A 17,964-nucleotide genomic window follows, 5' to 3' on the forward strand; every position below is an offset into this window, starting at 1 on the left:
AGCGGGAGTGATACATGGATGGAGGACTCGATGACGGACCCACAGGTTCCTTCGGAGAAGCAGCAGCCGCTCGCTGCTCGCCCCGAACTGAGCGATGAGCAGGTGTTGGCCTATACCAGTGCTGATCCCTTTGCTAAGACGTCGACGAAGCCCTGGGAATACGAGGCCCGTTCACCTTTCCTTCGTAAGGTAGCGATTGTCTGGGTCATCCTTGTCATGGCGGCGCACCTCTTCATGGGCTTCACCGTGGGCTTGTCTTTTACCGGTGCCAGCGTGACCACTATTGATAAGTTCGCCTTCCCCGGCGTCGGCGTACTGATTTCTGTGCTGTCCTGGTTCGCTCTTACCCGTCCGCGCCTTCGCGCCAATTCTGACGGTGTGGAGGTTCGCAACATTGTGGGTACGCGTTTTTACCCTTGGCAAGTGATTTATGGCCTGTCCTTCCCGGAAGGTTCACGTATGGCGCGCATCGAGTTGCCGGACTTCGAGTACGTTCCGGTGTGGGCGCTGCAATCCGGCGATAAGACTGACGTGATTCCGAAGGTGCGTTCCTTCCGCGACCTTGAAGCCCGCTACATGCCGCAGGATGACTAGTGGCTGATCCCACGACTTACCGCCCGGCTCCTGGAAGCATTCCTACGGACCCGGGCGTCTATAAATTCCGGGATGAGAACCGCCGCGTTGTCTACGTGGGCAAGGCAAAGAACCTCCGTGCACGTTTGTCCAACTACTTTCAGGACATTACGCAACTGCATCCGCGGACCCGCCAGATGGTTCTCACAGCCGCGTCGGTGGAATGGACCGTGGTGGCCAGCGAGGTAGAAGCACTCCAGCTGGAATACACCTGGATTAAGCGCTTCGATCCGCGGTTCAATGTCATGTACCGCGATGACAAAACCTATCCCATGCTCGCGGTTTCAGTGGGGGAGACTATCCCGCGCGCATTTTTCTACCGTGGCCCGCGCCGCAAAGGCGTACGCTATTTCGGCCCGTATTCGCATGCGTGGGCAGTACGTGAGTCACTCGATCTCCTTACCCGTGTGTTCCCCATGCGCACGTGCGCTAAAGGCGTGTACAACCGCCACGAGCGCCTAGGTCGGCCGTGCTTGTTGGGTTACATCGGCAAGTGCGACGCGCCCTGCATTGGCCGGGTGAGCCCCGAAGATCACCGTGAGACGGTGAACCAACTCATAAGCTTCATGAACGGCAACACGGCACCAGTGCGTAAGCGGTTGACCCGCGAAATGGAGGAAGCCTCGGAAAACCTCGAGTTCGAACTGGCCGCGCGCCTCCGCGATGACTTGGGCGCGATTGACAAGCTCATGGAGCAGCAGGCCGTGGTGCTTTCTGATGGCACCGACGCCGATCTCATTGCGTTTTGCTCCGATGAGCTTGAAGCAGCAGTACAGATTTTCCATGTGCGCGCAGGCCGTATCCGTGGCCAGCGAGGGTGGGTAGTAGAGCGCTCAGGCGATCAGGCCACGACGGAGCCTATCGAGGAAGGAAAACCGGACCCCGGCCTGCCGGCACTTATCCAGAACTTCCTTGTGCAGTTCTATTCCGATGCCGTCGACAGGCAGCGCCAAGAAGCCGCCGAGGACGCCAAACTAGAGCGCAGGGGAGTGGACCAAGAATCCCACACCGACGTGCATCGCGGCAACGCTATTCCGCGTGAAATCTTGGTGCAGGTCCCACCGGAGGAAGCTGAGCAAGTCAAAATCGTCTTAGAGGAACTGCGCGGCGCCCAAGTGGACCTGCGCGTCCCACAGCGCGGCGATAAGCGCGCGCTCATGGAGACCGTGGAACGCAATGCCAAGGAGCAACTGCGTCAGCACAAGCTCAAGCGTGTCGGTGACCTCACCGCACGGTCGGCAGCACTGCAAGAACTGCAGGAAGCTTTGGGAATGGACTCCGCACCGCTGCGCATCGAATGTACGGATATCTCGCACATCCAAGGCACCGATGTTGTGGCCTCCCTCGTTGTCTTTGAGGATGGTCTGCCGCGTAAATCGGATTACCGCCGCTACCGCATCAAGGAAGCCGCCGGTGACGGACATTCCAATGACGTGGCCTCCATTGCTGAGGTGACCCGACGCCGTTTCAAACACCATCACGACGACAAACGCGCCGTGCCGGATGAGGAGCTGGAGAACACCACATTCTCTGACGAACGAGTGCGTGAGGAAGCAGCCAGTACGTCTAGGCGCAGCTCCTATCCTCCCCAACTGTTCATCGTCGATGGCGGCGCGCCCCAGGTTGCAGCTGCCCAGGCAGTATTCGACGAACTGGGCATTGTCGATGTCACACTGATCGGCTTGGCTAAGCGTCTGGAGGAGATTTGGGTTCCCGGTGACGATGAACCAGTCATTCTTCCCCGCAATTCGCAAGCGCTATTCCTCCTTCAGCACCTGCGTGATGAGGCACACCGCGTGGCCATTACCTATCACCGTCAACAGCGCTCCAAGCGCATGCGGACATCAGTGCTGGACTCCGTACCAGGCTTGGGGCCACAACGCCGCACTGATTTGGTCAAGCATTTCGGCTCGGTGAAGAAGCTCAAGGAAGCCAGCGTGGAGGATATCGCAGAGGTCAAGGGGTTTGGACCGAAGCTCGCGCAGACGGTGTATGACCACCTGCAGAAGAATTGAGTCCCGACAGAAGGATTAGGCGCCCACAGGGCCGCGCACCTCTCCGTAGGAAGTTGTACCCCTTCACGGTATCGTTGCCGTATTCACACCGAATCTTCAGGTGAGGTGGTAAGAATAGAGGCCATGACGTTGTTTGATTCCCCGCCCATTTTGGTGACCGGCATGTCCGGTGGAGGCCTAACCTCGGCAGCCAAGGTGTTGGAGGATAAGGGCTACTACGTGGCCCACAACATCCCGCCGAAGGCCATCGTTGACCTGCTCAAGCTTTGTGCACGTCCGGACTCGCCGGTGACCAAGATCGCGGCGGTGACTGATGTGCGCTCCCGCATGTTCCCTGGCTCCCTTCCGGAGACGCTCGACGAGCTGGCAGAACTGGACATGAAACCGACTTTGCTCTTCCTTGATGCACGCGATGATGTCCTTATCCGCCGGTTCGATTCGGTGCGCCGAACCCACCCGCTCCAGGACGGAGAGACCCTCAAGGCAGGTATCCAGCGTGAGCGCGTGGCCGTTCAGGATATTCGCAACCGTGCGGACATCATTATCGATACGACTAATCTTTCTATTCATGATCTGCGCCGGGCCATTGAGGCGTCGTTCGGCGAGATGGGGCATGAACGCCAGCACGTCACGCTTGAGTCTTTTGGCTTCAAGCACGGCTCACCGCGCGATGCCGATCTCGTTGTCGATGTGCGGTTTCTTCCCAATCCTTATTGGGTCCCGGAACTGCGCGGCTACCGCGGTACGGACGAACCTGTAGCTGACTACGTCTTGTCACGAGACGCTGCAGAGCCCTTCATCCAGAACTTCATCAACATGTTTGATTCGATGCTGACTGGCTACCGCCATGAAGGAAAGAACTTCATCACGGTAGGCATTGGCTGTACCGGTGGTCACCATCGCTCAGTTGCGATTACTGAAGAAATCGCGCGCCGACTGCGTGAGCGCGGGGACATCGACGTCAGCACGCTGCACCGCGACATCAATCGCGATTAGTTTCACTCTCTCTCACACCACACATCGAAAGCCGGTACCTACGTGACCTCAGCTCCTTCTCACATGGCCAGCCTTGGCGGAGGCCATGGCCTTTACCAAACCCTGCTGGCAGCTCGCCGTACGGGCGCCGAAGCGATCTCTGCCATCGTGACGGTGGCGGATGACGGCGGTTCGTCCGGCCGGCTTCGCCGTGAACTCGACATTATTCCGCCCGGGGACCTGCGCATGGCATTGGCAGCGTTGTCCAGCGATTCTGAGGAGGGCCAGCTGTGGGCGACGACCTTGCAGCACCGTTTCCGTGGCAATGGCGCCATGGCTGGCCACGCCGTGGGCAACCTGCTCATCGCTGGATTGAGTGACGTGTTGGGTGATTTTCAGGCAGCGCTGGACGCTGTAGCTAAGCTCACAGGCTCCGCTGGGCGCGTGCTCCCGTCTGTCAATCTTCCGCTCAATATTGAAGCGGATGTAGCTGGGCTTGACGACGACCCCCGAGTCATGCGCTCTGTTCGCGGTCAGGTGGCCGTTGCGTCGACGGTGGGACAGGTACGCCGCGTGCGCATCATTCCGGAACGTCCGGATGCAAACCCAGATACGCTCGATGCTCTGCATAAGGCGGACATGATTACGTTGGGGCCTGGATCGTGGTTTAGCTCCGTCTTGCCGCACGTGTTGGTTCCGGACATTGTGGAAGCAATTACGTCCTCTGATGCGCTGCGCGTTGTCGTGCTGAATCTGTCGGCCGAGCCAGGGGAGACCCAAGGTTTTTCTGCTGAGCGTCACCTTCACGTCTTGGCACAACATGCTCCGAATCTGCGGGTAGACCGCGTCATCGTCGATAGTGAAAGCCTGCCCAATGAATCCGAGCGCGTTTTTGTCCAACGTGCTGCAAGCGTGTTAGGAGCGACCGCGGTTTTCCGAGACGTGTGCCAGGTCGATGACAACGGGCAGATCCTTAATAAGCATTGTCCGGATAAACTTGCTGCGGTATTTAACGAGCTCTATAGCGAGTATGCCAGCGAGGCTGAATAGTCGAAGCGTGGACCTGCTGCATACTACGGCAGGCAAGGTGCGATAGAAGCCCTGCCGTGCGCGTGCGCACGGCCCGCACGTTAAACTATGGGGCACTTACAGCCGCATGGCGGTATCAACAGTCGAAAGGGGAGACACAAAGTGTCTGCGTCATTGACCGATCAGGTCAAGGAGGAGCTAACTGCGGTTTCCGTACCGCGACAGTCTGCCCGCGCGGCAGAAGTTGCCGCTATTTTGAGGTTCGCAGGTGAGCTTCACGTCACTGGCGAGCGCGTGACCTATGACGTCGAGCTGGAGTCGAAAAAGGTGGCTGACCGCCTCGTCAGTGCGTTGGATGAGCTCTATTCCATCACTGCCACGACGAACCTGGCGGGCCCTGCGTCCTCGTCGAAGAAGAATCGTATCCAGGTTCGTATTACGTCTGGGGCGAAGGAGCTTACCCGCCGTCTCGGCCTCGTGACACGTTCCGGTCACCCAGTAGTAGGCCTGCCGCCTCAGGTTATCTCCGGTTCCATCGCTGATAATGAGGCCGCATGGCGTGGTGCATTCTTGGCCCAGGGATCGCTCACTGAGCCGGGACGATCCTCAGCGCTGGAAGTTACTTGCCCTTGCCAAGAGGCAGCACTGGCACTTGTGGGCTGTGCTCGCCGCCTAGGTGTGCCAGCTAAGACGAAGGAAACCCGTGGTGCGGACCGCGTCGTGGTGCGTGACGGCGACGCAATCGGTGCGCTGTTGACCCGTATGGGCGCGCAAGAAACGCGCTTGACATGGGAGAAGAAGCGCATTCAACGCGAAGCTCATGACACGTCCCGTCGTCTCGACAACTTTGACGATGCCAACCTGCGGCGCTCAGCGCGTGCGGCTGTTACTGCGGCTGCCCGTGTAGAGCGCGCAATGGTGATTTTGGGCGATGACGTACCTGAGCACCTAGCCGATGCAGGCCGTTTGCGCGTACAGCACCGCGAAGCGTCCTTGGAAGAGCTAGGCCGCCTGGCGGACCCGCCGATGACCAAGGATGCGGTTGCGGGCCGCATCCGACGATTGCTGTCCATGGCAGATAAACGAGCGAAAGAACTCGGAGTCCCCGATACCACGAAGTCCGTAACGGAGGACCTTTTTAACGATGCCTAAGGAAAGTTAACGCCCGTTCGGACATTAATCCGGCGGATTTCCGCGACGCCACCCTGAATATATGTCTGGGTGGCTTCACTAATTTTTGATTGGGTGACATATCCCACGTTGAACCAACGGCATGCAACATAAACCCACACGAACGGACATATCTGCAGGTGTAATGGTGTAAATGGCCCCCGAGCCCAAAAAGGCGCTTTACCAGTGTACGCCTCTTTGAAACGAGCTGCTAGCGTGGTGGCTGAGGGGGCAAAGGACCTGTGCGAAGGTCAAAAACCGTGGGTAGTATCGGCCGTGTTGGGAAAACCGACGACGACGTCACAAGAGAGTGGCCGCCTATCGGAAGTCCCCACGCAGAACTTCACTCGATTATTTGAGGAGACAATACAGTGACCATTCGCGTAGGCATCAACGGCTTTGGCCGCATTGGCCGTAACTTCTTCCGTGCAGTTGCACAGGGCAACAACGACCTTGAGGTTGTCGCCGTCAACGACCTGACCGATAACGCTACTCTGGCAAACCTGCTCAAGTACGATTCCGTTCTCGGCCGCTTCGATGGCGAGATTGAGCACGATGATGAGTCCATCACCGTTAACGGTCACCGCGTCGCAGTGTCCGCTGAGCGCGACCCGAAGAACCTGAACTGGGGCGAGCACAACGTCGACATCGTCATCGAGTCCACCGGTTTCTTCACCGATGGTGAAGCAGCAAAGGCTCACCTCGAGTCTGGCGCCAAGAAGGTCATCATCTCTGCTCCGGGCAAGAACGTTGACGCCACCTTCGTCTACGGTGTCAACTCCGATGAGTATGACGCTGCCAACCACAACGTCATCTCCGCAGCTTCCTGCACCACCAACTGCCTTGCTCCGATGGCTAAGGTCCTGCACGAGAAGTTCGGCATCGAAAAGGGCCTGATGACCACCATTCACGCTTACACCGGCGACCAGCGCATCCAGGATGCCCCGCACCGTGACCTGCGCCGTGCCCGCGCCGCAGCCGTGAACATGGTTCCGACCTCCACCGGTGCAGCCAAGGCTGTCTCCCTCGTTCTCCCAGAGCTGGAAGGCAAGCTCGACGGCTACGCAATGCGTGTGCCGACCATCACCGGTTCCGCTACCGACCTGACTTTCCAGGCTTCGCGCGACGTTACTGTCGAGGAAATCAACGCCGCTATCAAGGAAGCCGCTACCGGCGAGTTTGGTGAGACCCTGGGCTACACCGAGGACCCGATTGTCTCCACCGACATCATCACTGACCCGCACGGCTGCATCTTCGATGCTGGCATGACCAAGGTGTCCAACGGCAACTTCGTCAAGGTCCTTGGCTGGTACGACAACGAGTGGGGCTACACCTCCCAGCTGGTTCGCGTAACCAACCTGGTTGCTTCCAAGCTCTAAGGCTTCGGCGCCTTTAGACGACCACAGTGACAACGCTGTGACTACTCCGGCCCATGCACCACGCCCTCGCTATCGTGGCGTGCGCTGGGCCGGTTGTCGTCTGTGGGGGTGACGAAGATGCGCATTTCCACACTTCTTAACTGAATACCTCTAACCTTTAGCTTGAACACTGACCATTAAAGGAGAACACCATGGCTTTCAAGACTTTGGATGACCTGCTCAAAGAAGGCGTCGAGGGCCGCCACGTCCTCGTCCGCTCGGACTTCAACGTCCCCTTGGATGACGAAGGAAACATCACCGACTCCGGCCGCATCACCGCGTCCCTTCCCACCATCAAGGCCCTCGTGGAGGGCGGCGCCAAGGTAATCCTGTCCGCTCACCTTGGTCGCCCGAAGGGTGAGGCCAACCCGAAGTACTCCCTGGAGCCGGTTGCTGAGGCTCTGTCTGAAGCCCTCGACCAGTACGTGGCGCTTGCTGGCGATGTCAGCGGTGAAGACGCTCACGAACGCGCCAACGGCCTCAATGATGGCGATGTACTCCTGCTGGAAAACGTCCGTTTCGACCCGCGTGAGACCTCCAAGGATGAAGCAGAACGTGGCGCTTTTGCCGATGAACTTGTCGCTCTAGCCGCTGACAATGGTGCTTTCGTTTCCGACGGTTTCGGCGTTGTTCACCGCGCTCAGGCTTCCGTGTACGACGTGGCTAAGCGCCTTCCTGCCTACGCCGGCAAGCTCGTTCAGAAGGAAGTAGAGACCCTTGCTGCCGTAGCCAAGGAGCCGGAGCACCCCTACGTTGTCGTTCTTGGTGGCGCCAAAGTCTCCGATAAGCTCGGCGTCATTGAGGCACTTGCAGGCAAAGCCGACAAGGTCATCATCGGCGGCGGCATGTGCTACACCCTTCTGGCAGCTCAGGGCTACAACGTCCAGAACTCCCTGCTGCAGGAAGATCAGATTGACAACTGCAAGGACCTGCTCGAGCGCTTCGGCGACAAGATCGTTCTCCCAGTAGACCTCGTTGCGGCCACCGAGTTCGACGCCAACGCAGAGAACAAGGTCGTCGCGCTCGACGGAATTCCGGAAGGCTGGATGTCCCTCGATATCGGACCGGAGTCGGTAAAGAAGTTCGATGAGGTTATCGCCACCTCCAAGACTGTCTTCTGGAATGGCCCCATGGGTGTCTTCGAGATGGAGGCTTTCTCCAAGGGCACTGCTGGCGTCGCGCAGTCCATTATCGATGCCACCGCTAAGAATGGCTCCTTCACTGTCGTGGGTGGCGGCGATTCCGCTGCCTCCGTCCGCCTGCTGGGCCTGGACGAAGATGGCTTCTCCCACATTTCCACCGGTGGTGGCGCATCCCTTGAGTTCCTTGAAGGCAAGGAGCTGCCGGGCGTCAAGGTCCTCGAGTCCTAATCCACTACGTTCAAGCTCAACCTGTAGAAAGGCACATCATGGCACGTACCCCACTTATCGCCGGCAACTGGAAGATGAACCTCGACCACAAGGAAGCCATCGGCTCCCTGCAGAAGTTTTCCTTTGCATTGCCGAAGGACTACTACGAGAAGGTCGACGTAGCCTTTATGGTTCCGTTCACCGATATCCGCACGGTGCAGACGCTTGTCGATGGCGACGATCTCAAGTTCACCTATGGTTCTCAGGACATTTCTAAGCACGAGTCCGGCGCCTACACCGGTGAGGTCTCTGGCAAGATGCTCTCCGCCCTGGGCTGCTCGTGGGCAGTCGTTGGTCACTCTGAGCGCCGCCAGTACCACGGCGAGACCGACAAGCTCGTAGCCGAGAAGGCCGCTGCGGCTCTGGCCAATGGCATCAGCCCTATCGTCTGTGTAGGCGAGCCGCTTGACGTTCGCGAAAAGGGCACGCACGTTGACTACGTGGTAACCCAGACTCGTAACTCTCTGGACGGCCTGTCCGCCGAAGACTTGGCCAAGACTGTTATCGCTTATGAGCCAGTGTGGGCCATCGGCACCGGCAAGGTGGCATCTGCGGATGACGCCCAGGAAGTGTGCGCGGCCATCCGTGACCTCGTCCGCGAGCTTGGTGGCGAGGAGGTTGCTGAGAGCATCCGCATTCTCTACGGAGGCTCCGTCAAGGTTGACTCCGTTGCTGAAATCGTAGGCAAGCCGGACGTTGATGGCGGTCTGGTTGGCGGCGCTTCGCTCAAGGGTGAGGAGTTTGCCAAGCTGGCAGCCAACGCTGCTTTGGATGCTTAAGCTCTGACGCACTCACGCCGAGGCACCACACAGCTGCGCTACCGCTAGGCGGGTCGGAATGGTTTCCGGCCCGCTTTATGGTGTAGCATCAAGGAATGTCCTGCGCTGGCTGGATGCTTCAGGCGCGCTGAGCAGTGCCGTCTTGATGCCGCGCAACCATTACAAACGCTTCAACCGTGTAAACAAGGAACTATTTCATGATCTTGGCCCTGGAAATCATCCTGGTGATTGCCGCAATCCTTATGTCCATCTTCGTGCTGTTGCACAAGGGCAAGGGCGGCGGCCTGTCGAGCCTGTTCGGCGGCGGCGTGCAGTCCAACCTTTCTGGTTCCACCGTGGTGGAGAAGAACCTTGATCGCTACACCGTGGTCATGGTCATTATTTGGCTCGCCTGCATCGTGGCGCTGAACCTGCTTCAGGCATACAGCTAGAGCGTTAACCCCTGCACGCCAAGGGCGTGTGGGGCGAAGAACCAAAAAGCCGCGGCACCCTTCACAACGATGGAGGGGGACCGCGGCCTTTGTCTTTATTGTGAGAAGAGCCTAGAGGGATCGGCTTTCGCAAGCCCTAGGGGCTCTATGCACTAGAGCTCAGTGGCAGCGCTGTCAGCGAGGAAGAGAACGGTTTCCTCGGTACCGTGAGCACCGGCAGCGGGCCAGTCCTCAGCAGCGGCACCGGCGACTAGATGCGCTGCGGCCTCGGCCTTTTCCTCACCCGCGACGAGGAACCAGACGCGCTGCGAACGGTTAATCGCGGGATAGGTCAGAGTGACACGTTCTGCTGGGGGCTTGGGGGAATCATGGACTGCAAAGGCAAAGTCTTTGTCTTCGTATACGGCCTCTGCGTGCGGGAAAATGGAATTAATGTGGCCTTCTCCGCCCATGCCCAGCAGGTGGAGGTCAAAACCTTCTGGGGCAAATTCTCGAATCTCGCCCTCATAGGCTTGAGCTGCGTGCTCCATCGAGATGGCACCGAGATCGTAGCCGTGGATGTGCTGCTCAGGAATATCCACGTGGCTAAGGAGTGCTTGGCGGGCTTGGCCTTCGTTCGAATCGGGGTCCGTGACCGGAACATTACGCTCATCACCAAAGAAGACGTGAACGCGAGTCCAATCGACCGTGAGAGCAGGGAAATCGGGCCCCTGTTCCTTGGCTGCGTGGTCCAAACGCGCGAGCTCGCGAAGGAGACCAATTCCTGCACCGCCACCAGTGAGCACAACGCGGGCGACGCCGTCCTTATGCAGGCCGCCGCCCGGGGTCTGGACTGCCGCAATCGCATCAATAAACGCGAGAGCGGCGGAGGATATGAGCTCGTCTACATCGCTGACGCGGTGAAGAGTAACCATGGTGCAGGGCGATCCTTCGTGAAAGCTATCGAGGTTTAGTTTCTTTATTGCTTCTCACTGTAGTCTACGTTTGCCAAAGCGCGGAGAGCATGGGCGTATGTCCTGTCGGCGTCCAAATGACGCAGCTCCTCGGACAGCACCTCAGCTTCCGAGCGAACCGCCAGACTCACAAGTGATTCCGGTGAACCCGGTACGGTGACCTTAACGGTTTCGGCGTCGACGACCGTAATATTGACATCTGCGGTTGGTCGTCGGAACACTAGGGAAGTAATCGGGAACGTGTTGTCCTCGCAGTCAGCAACGGTGCGATGGACGGGGACGGAGAGGGCGTCGAGAAGCCACCCTGCGGCAAAGTCCACGGCTGCGTGGTTGTGTGCACCAGCAATCTCTACCGAGGTCACGGGCTCGTGCGGGTGCCGGTCCAGAGCCGAGGCAACAATGCCGCGCCACAGGGTAATCGCGCCCCAGGACATATCGGAGTCACCCGGCTTATACCCCGATGACAAGAGGTGAAGGTCGTATTGATCGACGCCATCGCCATGGGCCACGTTGGTAATACGGCGCTGAGCCAGCGTACCAATCGGAACCGAAGCTGGGGACTGTGGGCAGGCCGTAGGCCACCACGCGACGATAGGTGTATCGGGCAACAGCAGGGGAGTTACGACCGCCTCTGCTTGGTCGGCCAAAGCGCCGTGGAGATGCATGACTACGATCTCGGACGCGCCGGCCTCACCACCAACGCGCAGCTCGGCATCAAGGCGCGTCTTGTCAGCTGGGTTACCGCGCGCAATAACGATTACGCGGGAGGGGTGCTCGTGGGAGGCATCGCGGACAGAATCCAGCAGGTTGTCCAGGTCGTCGCCCTCCTGAGTCATGACGATGAGGGTGAGCACGCGACCCGTGGTGAGCGTGTAGTGCTCTTGCATCTCGACGAGTTTCTGGGAAATCTTGCGCGTCGTCGTATTGGGCAAAGGGATAATCATGGTGCTTTACTCCTCAGGACCTACGGACGGCGCCAGGAGTGACCCTGACGGCGCAGCATTCTATCAGCGGACTCGGGTCCCCACGTTCCCGCGCGATACTGTTCCGGCTGGCCAATGCCAGACCAATACTGGATGATAGGGTCCAGGATGGACCAGGATAACTCCACCTCACGGTTGGTGGGGAAGAGCGACGACTCGTCCAATAGAGCATCGAGGATGAGGCGCTCGTAGGCCTCGGGGGACTCCTCTGTAAAGGCGGAGGCGTAAGCGAAGTCCATGTTGACATCACGGACTTCCATGGTGGAACCGGGAACCTTTGAACCAAAGCGCATAGTCACGCCTTCATCCGGCTGAACACGGATAACGACTGCGTTCTGATCAAGCGCTTCGGCTTGACCTTGGTCAAAGGGTTGGTGCGGAGCAGTTTTGAACACGAGGGCAATCTCGGTTACGCGGCGGCCCAAGCGCTTGCCCGTGCGGAGGTAGAAGGGGACTCCTGCCCAACGGCGAGAATTCACCTTGAGGGTGCACGCGGCGTAGGTCTCGGTAGTGGATTCGGGATCGAAGCCTTCTTCTTCACGCAAACCCTTGACATACACCGAACCTTGCCAACCGGCCGAGTATTGACCGCGAGCAGTGGTCTTGTTGAGCGGATGCACCGCTTGTGTGGCCTCCAGAACCTTGATTTTTTCGGCCTGAAGGGCTGCCGGGGCAAAGGAGGAAGGTTCCTCCATGGCCACAAGTGCAAGCAACTGCAGCAGGTGATTCTGAATAACGTCGCGCGCAGCGCCAATACCGTCGTAGTAGCCGGCACGTCCACCAAGGCCGATGTCCTCCGCCATTGTGATCTGGACGTGGTCGATGTAGTGAGCATTCCACATTGGCTCAAAAATCTGATTGGCAAAGCGCAGTGCCATGATGTTCTGCACGGTTTCTTTGCCTAGGTAGTGGTCGATACGGAAGACCGACGATTCTGGGAAGACGGCATTAACGATTTCATTGAGCTCACGGGCGGAAGCCTGATCGTGGCCGAAGGGCTTCTCAATGATGACGCGGCGCCATGAGTTGTCCGTGCTATCGGCCATGCCAACGCGTTCCAGTTGGTGGCAAATATCGGAGAAGAACTCTGGTGGAACGGACAAGTAATACGCCCAGTTACCACCCGTGCCACGGGAGGTGTTGAGCTCAGACAGCCGCGCTGAGAGCTTGTCGAAGCCGGCATCATCGAAATTGCCTTGGACGAATTCGATGCCCTTGGCTAGGTGCTCCCAGACATGCTCACTGAAGGTAGTGCGGGCGCCTGCTTCTGCAGCCTCGCGGACATAGGCGCAGAAGGCGTCCTTGTCCCAGTCACGGCGCCCGTAGCCCACAAGGGTAAAGCCGGCCGGCAACAGACCGCGGTTGGCCAAATCGTAAATGGCCGGCAGGAGCTTTTTACGTGCCAAGTCACCGGTCACGCCGAAAATCACCATGCCAGAGGGTCCAGCAATGCGCGGAAGACGCTTGTCTTTCGCGTTGCGCAACGGGTTGACCCACGCGCTGGTAGTGCTCACTAAGTGTCCTTTCGGTCTGTGTGAGGTAAGTCCAACAGCCCAGCATAGCGATACGTGCCCCACCAACGATAGTTGCCTGTGCGTTGGTGGGGCGAGTGGTGCGGCTGAACCCTAAAGAGATGCTCCGCAGCGCGGCCTTAGCGGCTGCGGATGGACTCGGTGAAGGCGAGGGTTAAGCCAAACGATCAGTCATCGAGGCGAGAAGCTCTTCCCAGGCAGTGACGAACTTGTCCACGCCTTCTTGCTCTAGCACTGTGAAAACATCGGCGAAGTCAATGCCGACTGCTTCAAGTTGTGCGAAGACCTCTTCTGCCTGTGCGCCAGCGCCACTGAGGGTATCGCCGTGCAGGTTGCCCTGTTCAAGGACAGCGTCGATAGTCTTCTCCGGCATGGTGTTCACCGTGTTCGGGCCTGCCAGTTCGGAGACATACAGGGTGGCGGGGTACTCGGGGTTCTTCACACCAGTCGACGCCCATAGGGGACGCTGTACCTGTGCGCCTTCCGGAAGGCCAGAATCGGCGCCAAACTCCTTGGAGTACAGTGCGTAGGCACGCTGAGCGTTGGCCACACCAGCCTTACCGCGAAGCGCCAGTGCCTCATCACTACCCAGCAATTCGAGGCGCTTGTCCACCTCAGTGTCAAGGCGAGACACGAAGAAGGATGCTACGGAATGGATAGCGGAGACGTCCTTACCGGCCTTCGCCGCACGTGCAATGCCCTCCTTGTAGGCGGCAATGACCTCGGCGTAGCGCTCCACCGAGAAAATCAGAGTGACGTTGACGGAGATACCTTCAGCGAGGGCATCAACGATGGCCGGAAGGGAACCTTCCGTGGCAGGAATCTTGATCATGAGGTTGGGGCGATCCACCTGTGTCCACAGTTCACGGGCCTGAGCCAACGTGGCCTCAGCATCCGCAGAGATGCGCGGATCCACCTCGATGGAAACCCGGCCGTCGCGGCCTTCGGTCTTGTCGAAGATGTCCGAAAATACATCGCAGGCATTGCGGACATCGTCTATGGCGAGGGAGTAGACAGCCTCATCAGCAGCAGTGCCTTTTTCCTTCAGCGCAGCGATATCAGCGTCGTAGGAGGTTCCAGAGGACATCGCTGATGCGAAGATAGCCGGATTCGTGGTGACACCCACGATGGACTTGGAGGTGAGAAGCTCGCGGAGATTACCCGAGTCGAGGCGCTCGCGCGACAAATCATCGAGCCATGTTGAAGTGCCGAGTTCAGCGAGATCATCGATATATGTCATGGTGAGTGCAGAATCCTTTCGTAGCCGGCGGTGAAATGCCGTGGTGGAGGGCTTAAATAAGCGTGGGCTAGTTGGCTGGGGGCTATGGGCTAGTTGGCTTGGGCGGCGCCGAGGGCGTCACGGGCGGCGTCGACAACAGCCTCGGCGGTGAAACCAAACTTTTCGAAAAGCTCACCGGCTGGGGCAGATGCACCGAAGTGCTCCAGTGAAACCGTGCGGCCGAAGGAACCGGTGTACTTGTGCCAGGGCATCGACACACCCGCCTCGACGGACACGCGAGCAAGGACGGAGGAAGGAAGGACCGATTCGCGGTACTCGGTGTCCTGCTCGTCAAACCACTCCAGGCACGGAGCAGAGACAACGCGTGTAGCCGTGCCCTCAGACTCGAGCTGTTTGGCGGCTTCAACGGCCAGCTGCACCTCGGAGCCAGTGGCCAGCAGGATGACATCCGGGGTCTCCTTCGAAGACTCGACAAGAATGTAGGCGCCGCGGCGAACACCATCGGCGGCCTTCTCCTTGGTGCCCTCGAGAACCGGGAGATTCTGACGAGAGAGGGCTAGGCCCTTCGGTGCAGCCTTATATTCCATCGCCGCGGCCCACGCCTGGGCAGTTTCGTTTGCATCTGCCGGACGGATGACGGAGAGGTTCGGGATGGCGCGCAGTGCAGCGAGGGTTTCAACCGGCTGGTGGGTCGGGCCGTCCTCACCCAGACCAATCGAGTCGTGGGTCCACACGTAGTAGGTATCAGTAGCCATGAGCGCACCAAGGCGCACAGCCGGGTACTGGTATTCGGAGAAGATGAGGAAGGTACCGCCGTATACGCGGGTGTTACCGTGCAGCGCGATGCCGTTCATGATCGCGGACATGGCGTGCTCACGGATACCGAAGTGCAGGTTGCGGCCGTATGGCTGCGCAGACCACGCGTTGGTGGTGATGGATTCCGGACCGAAGGATTCAGCGCCCTTGATCACCGTGTTATTGGAGCCCGCAAGGTCGGCGGAGCCACCCCACATTTCCGGCAAGGATGCTGCCAGCGCTTGGATAGCGGCCTCAGACGCCTTACGGGTTGCCAGCGATTCACCGGCCTCCCAGGAAGGGAGATCCGCAGCGAAGTCCTCCGGAAGTTCCCGGGCCTGGAGGCGGTCGAAGAGCTTCTTCTCCTCAGGGTTGGCCGCTGCCCACTCATCGAACTTCTTCTGCCACTCGGCGTGCTTCTTAGCGCCGCGCTCCGTGAGCTTGCGGGTATGGGCCAGAACATCCTCGTCGATGTGGAAATGTTGCTCAGGGTTGAAGCCGAGGACTTCCTTGGTGGCGGCAACCTCATCCTCACCCAAGGCAGCGCCGTGGACGCCACCGGTGTTCATCTTGTTGGGCGCTGGGTAGCCAATGACTGTCTTGACGCGAATGAAGGACGGGCGGGTAGTTTCGGCGCGGGCAGCTGCAGCGGCAGCTTCGAGGGCTTCTACGTCTTCGCCGGATTCCACGGTCTGCACGTGCCAGCCATAAGCCTCGTAGCGCTTAACCACGTCCTCGTTAAAGGCAATATTCGTATCGTCCTCAATGGAGATGCGGTTGTCATCCCAAAAGACGATGAGGTTGCCTAACTGCTGTGTGCCAGCGAGGGACGATGCTTCAGCGGTCACGCCTTCCTGAAGGTCACCGTCGGAAGCAATGACGTAGATGAAGTGATCGAAGGGAGACTCGCCGGCGGGAGCGGAAGCGTCGAAAAGCCCGCGCTCCTTACGCGCCGCCATGGCCATACCTACCGAGGAAGCGAGACCCTGCCCCAACGGGCCAGTGGTGATCTCCACACCGTCGGTGTGGTGGACTTCCGGGTGGCCCGGAGTCTTGGAGCCCCAAGTGCGCAGCGTCTTGAGATCCTCCATCTCGAGGCCGAAGCCGCCGAGGAAGAGCTGAATGTACTGCGTCAGGGAAGAGTGGCCCACAGACAGCACGAAGCGGTCGCGGCCTGCCCAGTGCACGTCTGCGGGGTCGTGGTTGAGGACGCGCTGGTACAACGTGTAGGCCAGCGGAGCCAGCGACATCGCAGTACCCGGGTGGCCCGAACCGCAATTTTGTACAGCGTCTGCAGCCAGTACACGCACGGTGTCCACAGCGCGGGTATCAAGGTCGGTCCAGTCTGAGGGGTAGCGGCGCTGGACCATAGCCTGCAGTTCTGGTGACAACTTCTCGTGCGACACGGCGAAAACCTCACTTCGCTTCTGGAAACAGATATACCGTTCAACAGTCTAGGCGCTTTTGGCCACGCTCCGCCGAATTATAGAAACCGGGTTCCGAGCGGTAGGCTGGCATGGTTGAGGCTAGCGCCTGTGTGCTCAAGCTCAGTGGGATGCGTGGGAACTTTTCAGTGCGCGTAGCCGACCACTACAAAGACCCTTAACTCAGACGCTGGTATAGCCGGATTTACGGAGGACTGTTCCTTGGAGACCATCAAGGCCTATTTTGCGCTAACGAAGCCGAGGATCATTGAGCTCCTCCTCGTTGCAGCAATCCCGGCGATGCTCCAGGCACAGCGCGGATTTGAGGCGGTGTCCTCGAACTTCTGGCTCATCATCTCCACCATCTTCGGTGGTTGGATGGGCGCGGCCGCAGCCCACACATTCAACAATGTTGTGGACTATGAAATCGATCAGAAGATGCAACGCACCCGTGCACGCCCACTCGTGCGCGCCACCATTTCGCGTCGTAATGCCGCGATTTTCGCGTGGATTATGTTGGCGCTGTCTGTCTTCTGGCTGGGCGTACTGGCTCATTCCTGGCTCGCAGCCTTCTTCGTGCTGCTCACCAATTTCTTCTACGTTTTCGTCTACACCAAATTCCTCAAGATGAGGAACTCGCAAAACATTGTCTGGGGTGGCCTTGCCGGCTGTATGCCCGCCATGGTGGGCTGGGCCGTTATCCGTGACAATGCGCCGGCAGGAGAGCCGGACCGCTGGTGGCAGGCAATTGTGCTTTTCCTCATCATCTTCTTCTGGACGCCGCCGCACACGTGGGCGCTCGCCATGAAGTACAAGGAGGATTACCGCAAGGCAGGCGTACCAATGCTGCCGGTCGTAGCCCCAGAATCCGAGGTCACCCGTCAGATCGTCTGGTACACGGTAGGCACGGTCATTGTCACCCTGCTCATCATTCCGGCGGCGTCGTGGATTTACCTCATTGCCGCGGTGGCCTCGGGAGCGGTTTTCTTGTGGATGGCCATCCGCCTTCACCAAGGAGTCAAACAGGGCGCCAAGGTTAAGCCCATGCGCCTGTTCATCTACTCCAACAACTACCTCTCGGTACTGTTTATCGGCTTGTCTGTCGACGCCGTGGTGGGCTGGGAGCCCATTGGCCGAATGCTCGGCTGGTCCGCGGCACTCTTTTAGCCGCGGTCGAG

Annotated in this window: 15 protein-coding genes; 10 read left to right on the top strand and 5 right to left on the bottom strand. The window is 59.0% G+C overall.

Translation table 11 applies throughout. From position 1 onward, the window contains the following. The first annotated feature begins 30 nt into the window (after nt 1-30). From NX84_RS06940 to secG, 9 genes are all read left to right on the top strand, one after another. Complete coding sequence (locus NX84_RS06940) at nt 31-594, top strand: PH domain-containing protein (RefSeq protein ID WP_039675237.1); 564 nt, start codon at nt 31-33, stop codon at nt 592-594. Further along, a complete protein-coding gene (gene uvrC, locus NX84_RS06945; protein WP_039675239.1) occupies nt 594-2,648 on the top strand; it encodes an excinuclease ABC subunit UvrC in 2,055 nt (684 codons plus the stop codon). The genes NX84_RS06940 and uvrC overlap by 1 nt, the downstream gene beginning before the upstream one ends. Before the next feature lie 114 nt (nt 2,649-2,762). After that, nucleotides 2,763-3,644, top strand: a complete 882-nt coding sequence (gene rapZ, locus NX84_RS06950) for an RNase adapter RapZ (RefSeq protein ID WP_082013929.1) — start codon at nt 2,763-2,765, stop codon at nt 3,642-3,644. Between the two features lie 63 nt (nt 3,645-3,707). Further along, nucleotides 3,708-4,673 carry a gluconeogenesis factor YvcK family protein gene (locus NX84_RS06955; protein ID WP_039675243.1) on the top strand — a complete coding sequence of 322 codons (966 nt, stop codon included), beginning with the start codon at nt 3,708-3,710 and terminating at the stop codon, nt 4,671-4,673. Nucleotides 4,674-4,814: 141 nt separating this feature from the next. Further along, on the top strand, nt 4,815-5,804 hold the full coding sequence (gene whiA / locus NX84_RS06960) for a DNA-binding protein WhiA (protein WP_039675245.1): 990 nt from the start codon (nt 4,815-4,817) through the stop codon (nt 5,802-5,804). Between the two features lie 389 nt (nt 5,805-6,193). Continuing rightward, nucleotides 6,194-7,201, top strand: coding sequence for a type I glyceraldehyde-3-phosphate dehydrogenase (gene gap / locus NX84_RS06965; RefSeq protein WP_039675247.1), 1,008 nt, complete (start codon nt 6,194-6,196; stop codon nt 7,199-7,201). Nucleotides 7,202-7,392: 191 nt separating this feature from the next. Further along, nucleotides 7,393-8,610 carry a phosphoglycerate kinase gene (locus tag NX84_RS06970; RefSeq protein WP_039675249.1) on the top strand — a complete coding sequence of 406 codons (1,218 nt, stop codon included), beginning with the start codon at nt 7,393-7,395 and terminating at the stop codon, nt 8,608-8,610. A gap of 38 nt (nt 8,611-8,648) precedes the next feature. Beyond that, nucleotides 8,649-9,428 (top strand): triose-phosphate isomerase, encoded by a 780-nt coding sequence (gene tpiA, locus NX84_RS06975; RefSeq protein WP_039675250.1) that lies wholly within the window; start codon nt 8,649-8,651, stop codon nt 9,426-9,428. Between the two features lie 197 nt (nt 9,429-9,625). Beyond that, nucleotides 9,626-9,859 carry a preprotein translocase subunit SecG gene (gene secG / locus NX84_RS06980; protein WP_039675251.1) on the top strand — a complete coding sequence of 78 codons (234 nt, stop codon included), beginning with the start codon at nt 9,626-9,628 and terminating at the stop codon, nt 9,857-9,859. Nucleotides 9,860-10,011: 152 nt separating this feature from the next. Here secG and pgl read toward each other — a convergent pair whose 3' ends face one another. From pgl to tkt, 5 genes are all read right to left on the bottom strand, one after another. Next, nucleotides 10,012-10,773: a 6-phosphogluconolactonase gene (gene pgl / locus NX84_RS06985; protein ID WP_039675252.1), complete on the bottom strand. Its 762-nt coding sequence runs from the start codon at nt 10,771-10,773 to the stop codon at nt 10,012-10,014. A 44-nt stretch (nt 10,774-10,817) separates the two neighbouring features. Further along, the gene (locus tag NX84_RS06990) at nt 10,818-11,756 is read right to left on the bottom strand and encodes a glucose-6-phosphate dehydrogenase assembly protein OpcA (protein ID WP_039675253.1); all 939 of its coding nucleotides are present in this window, start codon (nt 11,754-11,756) and stop codon (nt 10,818-10,820) included. Nucleotides 11,757-11,776: 20 nt separating this feature from the next. After that, nucleotides 11,777-13,228 (bottom strand): glucose-6-phosphate dehydrogenase, encoded by a 1,452-nt coding sequence (gene zwf, locus NX84_RS06995; RefSeq protein ID WP_370664343.1) that lies wholly within the window; start codon nt 13,226-13,228, stop codon nt 11,777-11,779. A gap of 253 nt (nt 13,229-13,481) precedes the next feature. Next, the gene (gene tal / locus NX84_RS07000; RefSeq protein WP_039675256.1) at nt 13,482-14,567 is read right to left on the bottom strand and encodes a transaldolase; all 1,086 of its coding nucleotides are present in this window, start codon (nt 14,565-14,567) and stop codon (nt 13,482-13,484) included. An 89-nt stretch (nt 14,568-14,656) separates the two neighbouring features. Then, on the bottom strand, nt 14,657-16,732 hold the full coding sequence (tkt, locus tag NX84_RS07005) for a transketolase (RefSeq protein ID WP_174519853.1): 2,076 nt from the start codon (nt 16,730-16,732) through the stop codon (nt 14,657-14,659). A gap of 276 nt (nt 16,733-17,008) precedes the next feature. Here tkt and NX84_RS07010 point away from each other — a divergent pair, with 276 nt between their 5' ends. Continuing rightward, a complete protein-coding gene (locus tag NX84_RS07010; RefSeq protein ID WP_039675260.1) occupies nt 17,009-17,953 on the top strand; it encodes a heme o synthase in 945 nt (314 codons plus the stop codon). Nucleotides 17,954-17,964 lie beyond the last annotated feature (11 nt).

The organism is Corynebacterium minutissimum, assembly GCF_000805675.1.
Taxonomy (GTDB): Bacteria; Actinomycetota; Actinomycetes; order Mycobacteriales; family Mycobacteriaceae; genus Corynebacterium; species Corynebacterium minutissimum.

Coding starts and splice junctions, on each gene's coding strand:
- NX84_RS06940 (WP_039675237.1), top strand. CDS start 31: ATGACGGACCCACAGGTTCCTTCGGAGAAGCAGCAGCCGCTCGCTGCT.
- NX84_RS06955 (WP_039675243.1), top strand. CDS start 3,708: ATGGCCAGCCTTGGCGGAGGCCATGGCCTTTACCAAACCCTGCTGGCA.
- NX84_RS06970 (WP_039675249.1), top strand. CDS start 7,393: ATGGCTTTCAAGACTTTGGATGACCTGCTCAAAGAAGGCGTCGAGGGC.
- tpiA (WP_039675250.1), top strand. CDS start 8,649: ATGGCACGTACCCCACTTATCGCCGGCAACTGGAAGATGAACCTCGAC.
- secG (WP_039675251.1), top strand. CDS start 9,626: ATGATCTTGGCCCTGGAAATCATCCTGGTGATTGCCGCAATCCTTATG.
- pgl (WP_039675252.1), bottom strand. CDS start 10,773: ATGGTTACTCTTCACCGCGTCAGCGATGTAGACGAGCTCATATCCTCC.
- NX84_RS06990 (WP_039675253.1), bottom strand. CDS start 11,756: ATGATTATCCCTTTGCCCAATACGACGACGCGCAAGATTTCCCAGAAA.
- zwf (WP_370664343.1), bottom strand. CDS start 13,228: ATGGTGATTTTCGGCGTGACCGGTGACTTGGCACGTAAAAAGCTCCTG.
- tal (WP_039675256.1), bottom strand. CDS start 14,567: ATGACATATATCGATGATCTCGCTGAACTCGGCACTTCAACATGGCTC.
- tkt (WP_174519853.1), bottom strand. CDS start 16,732: ATGGTCCAGCGCCGCTACCCCTCAGACTGGACCGACCTTGATACCCGC.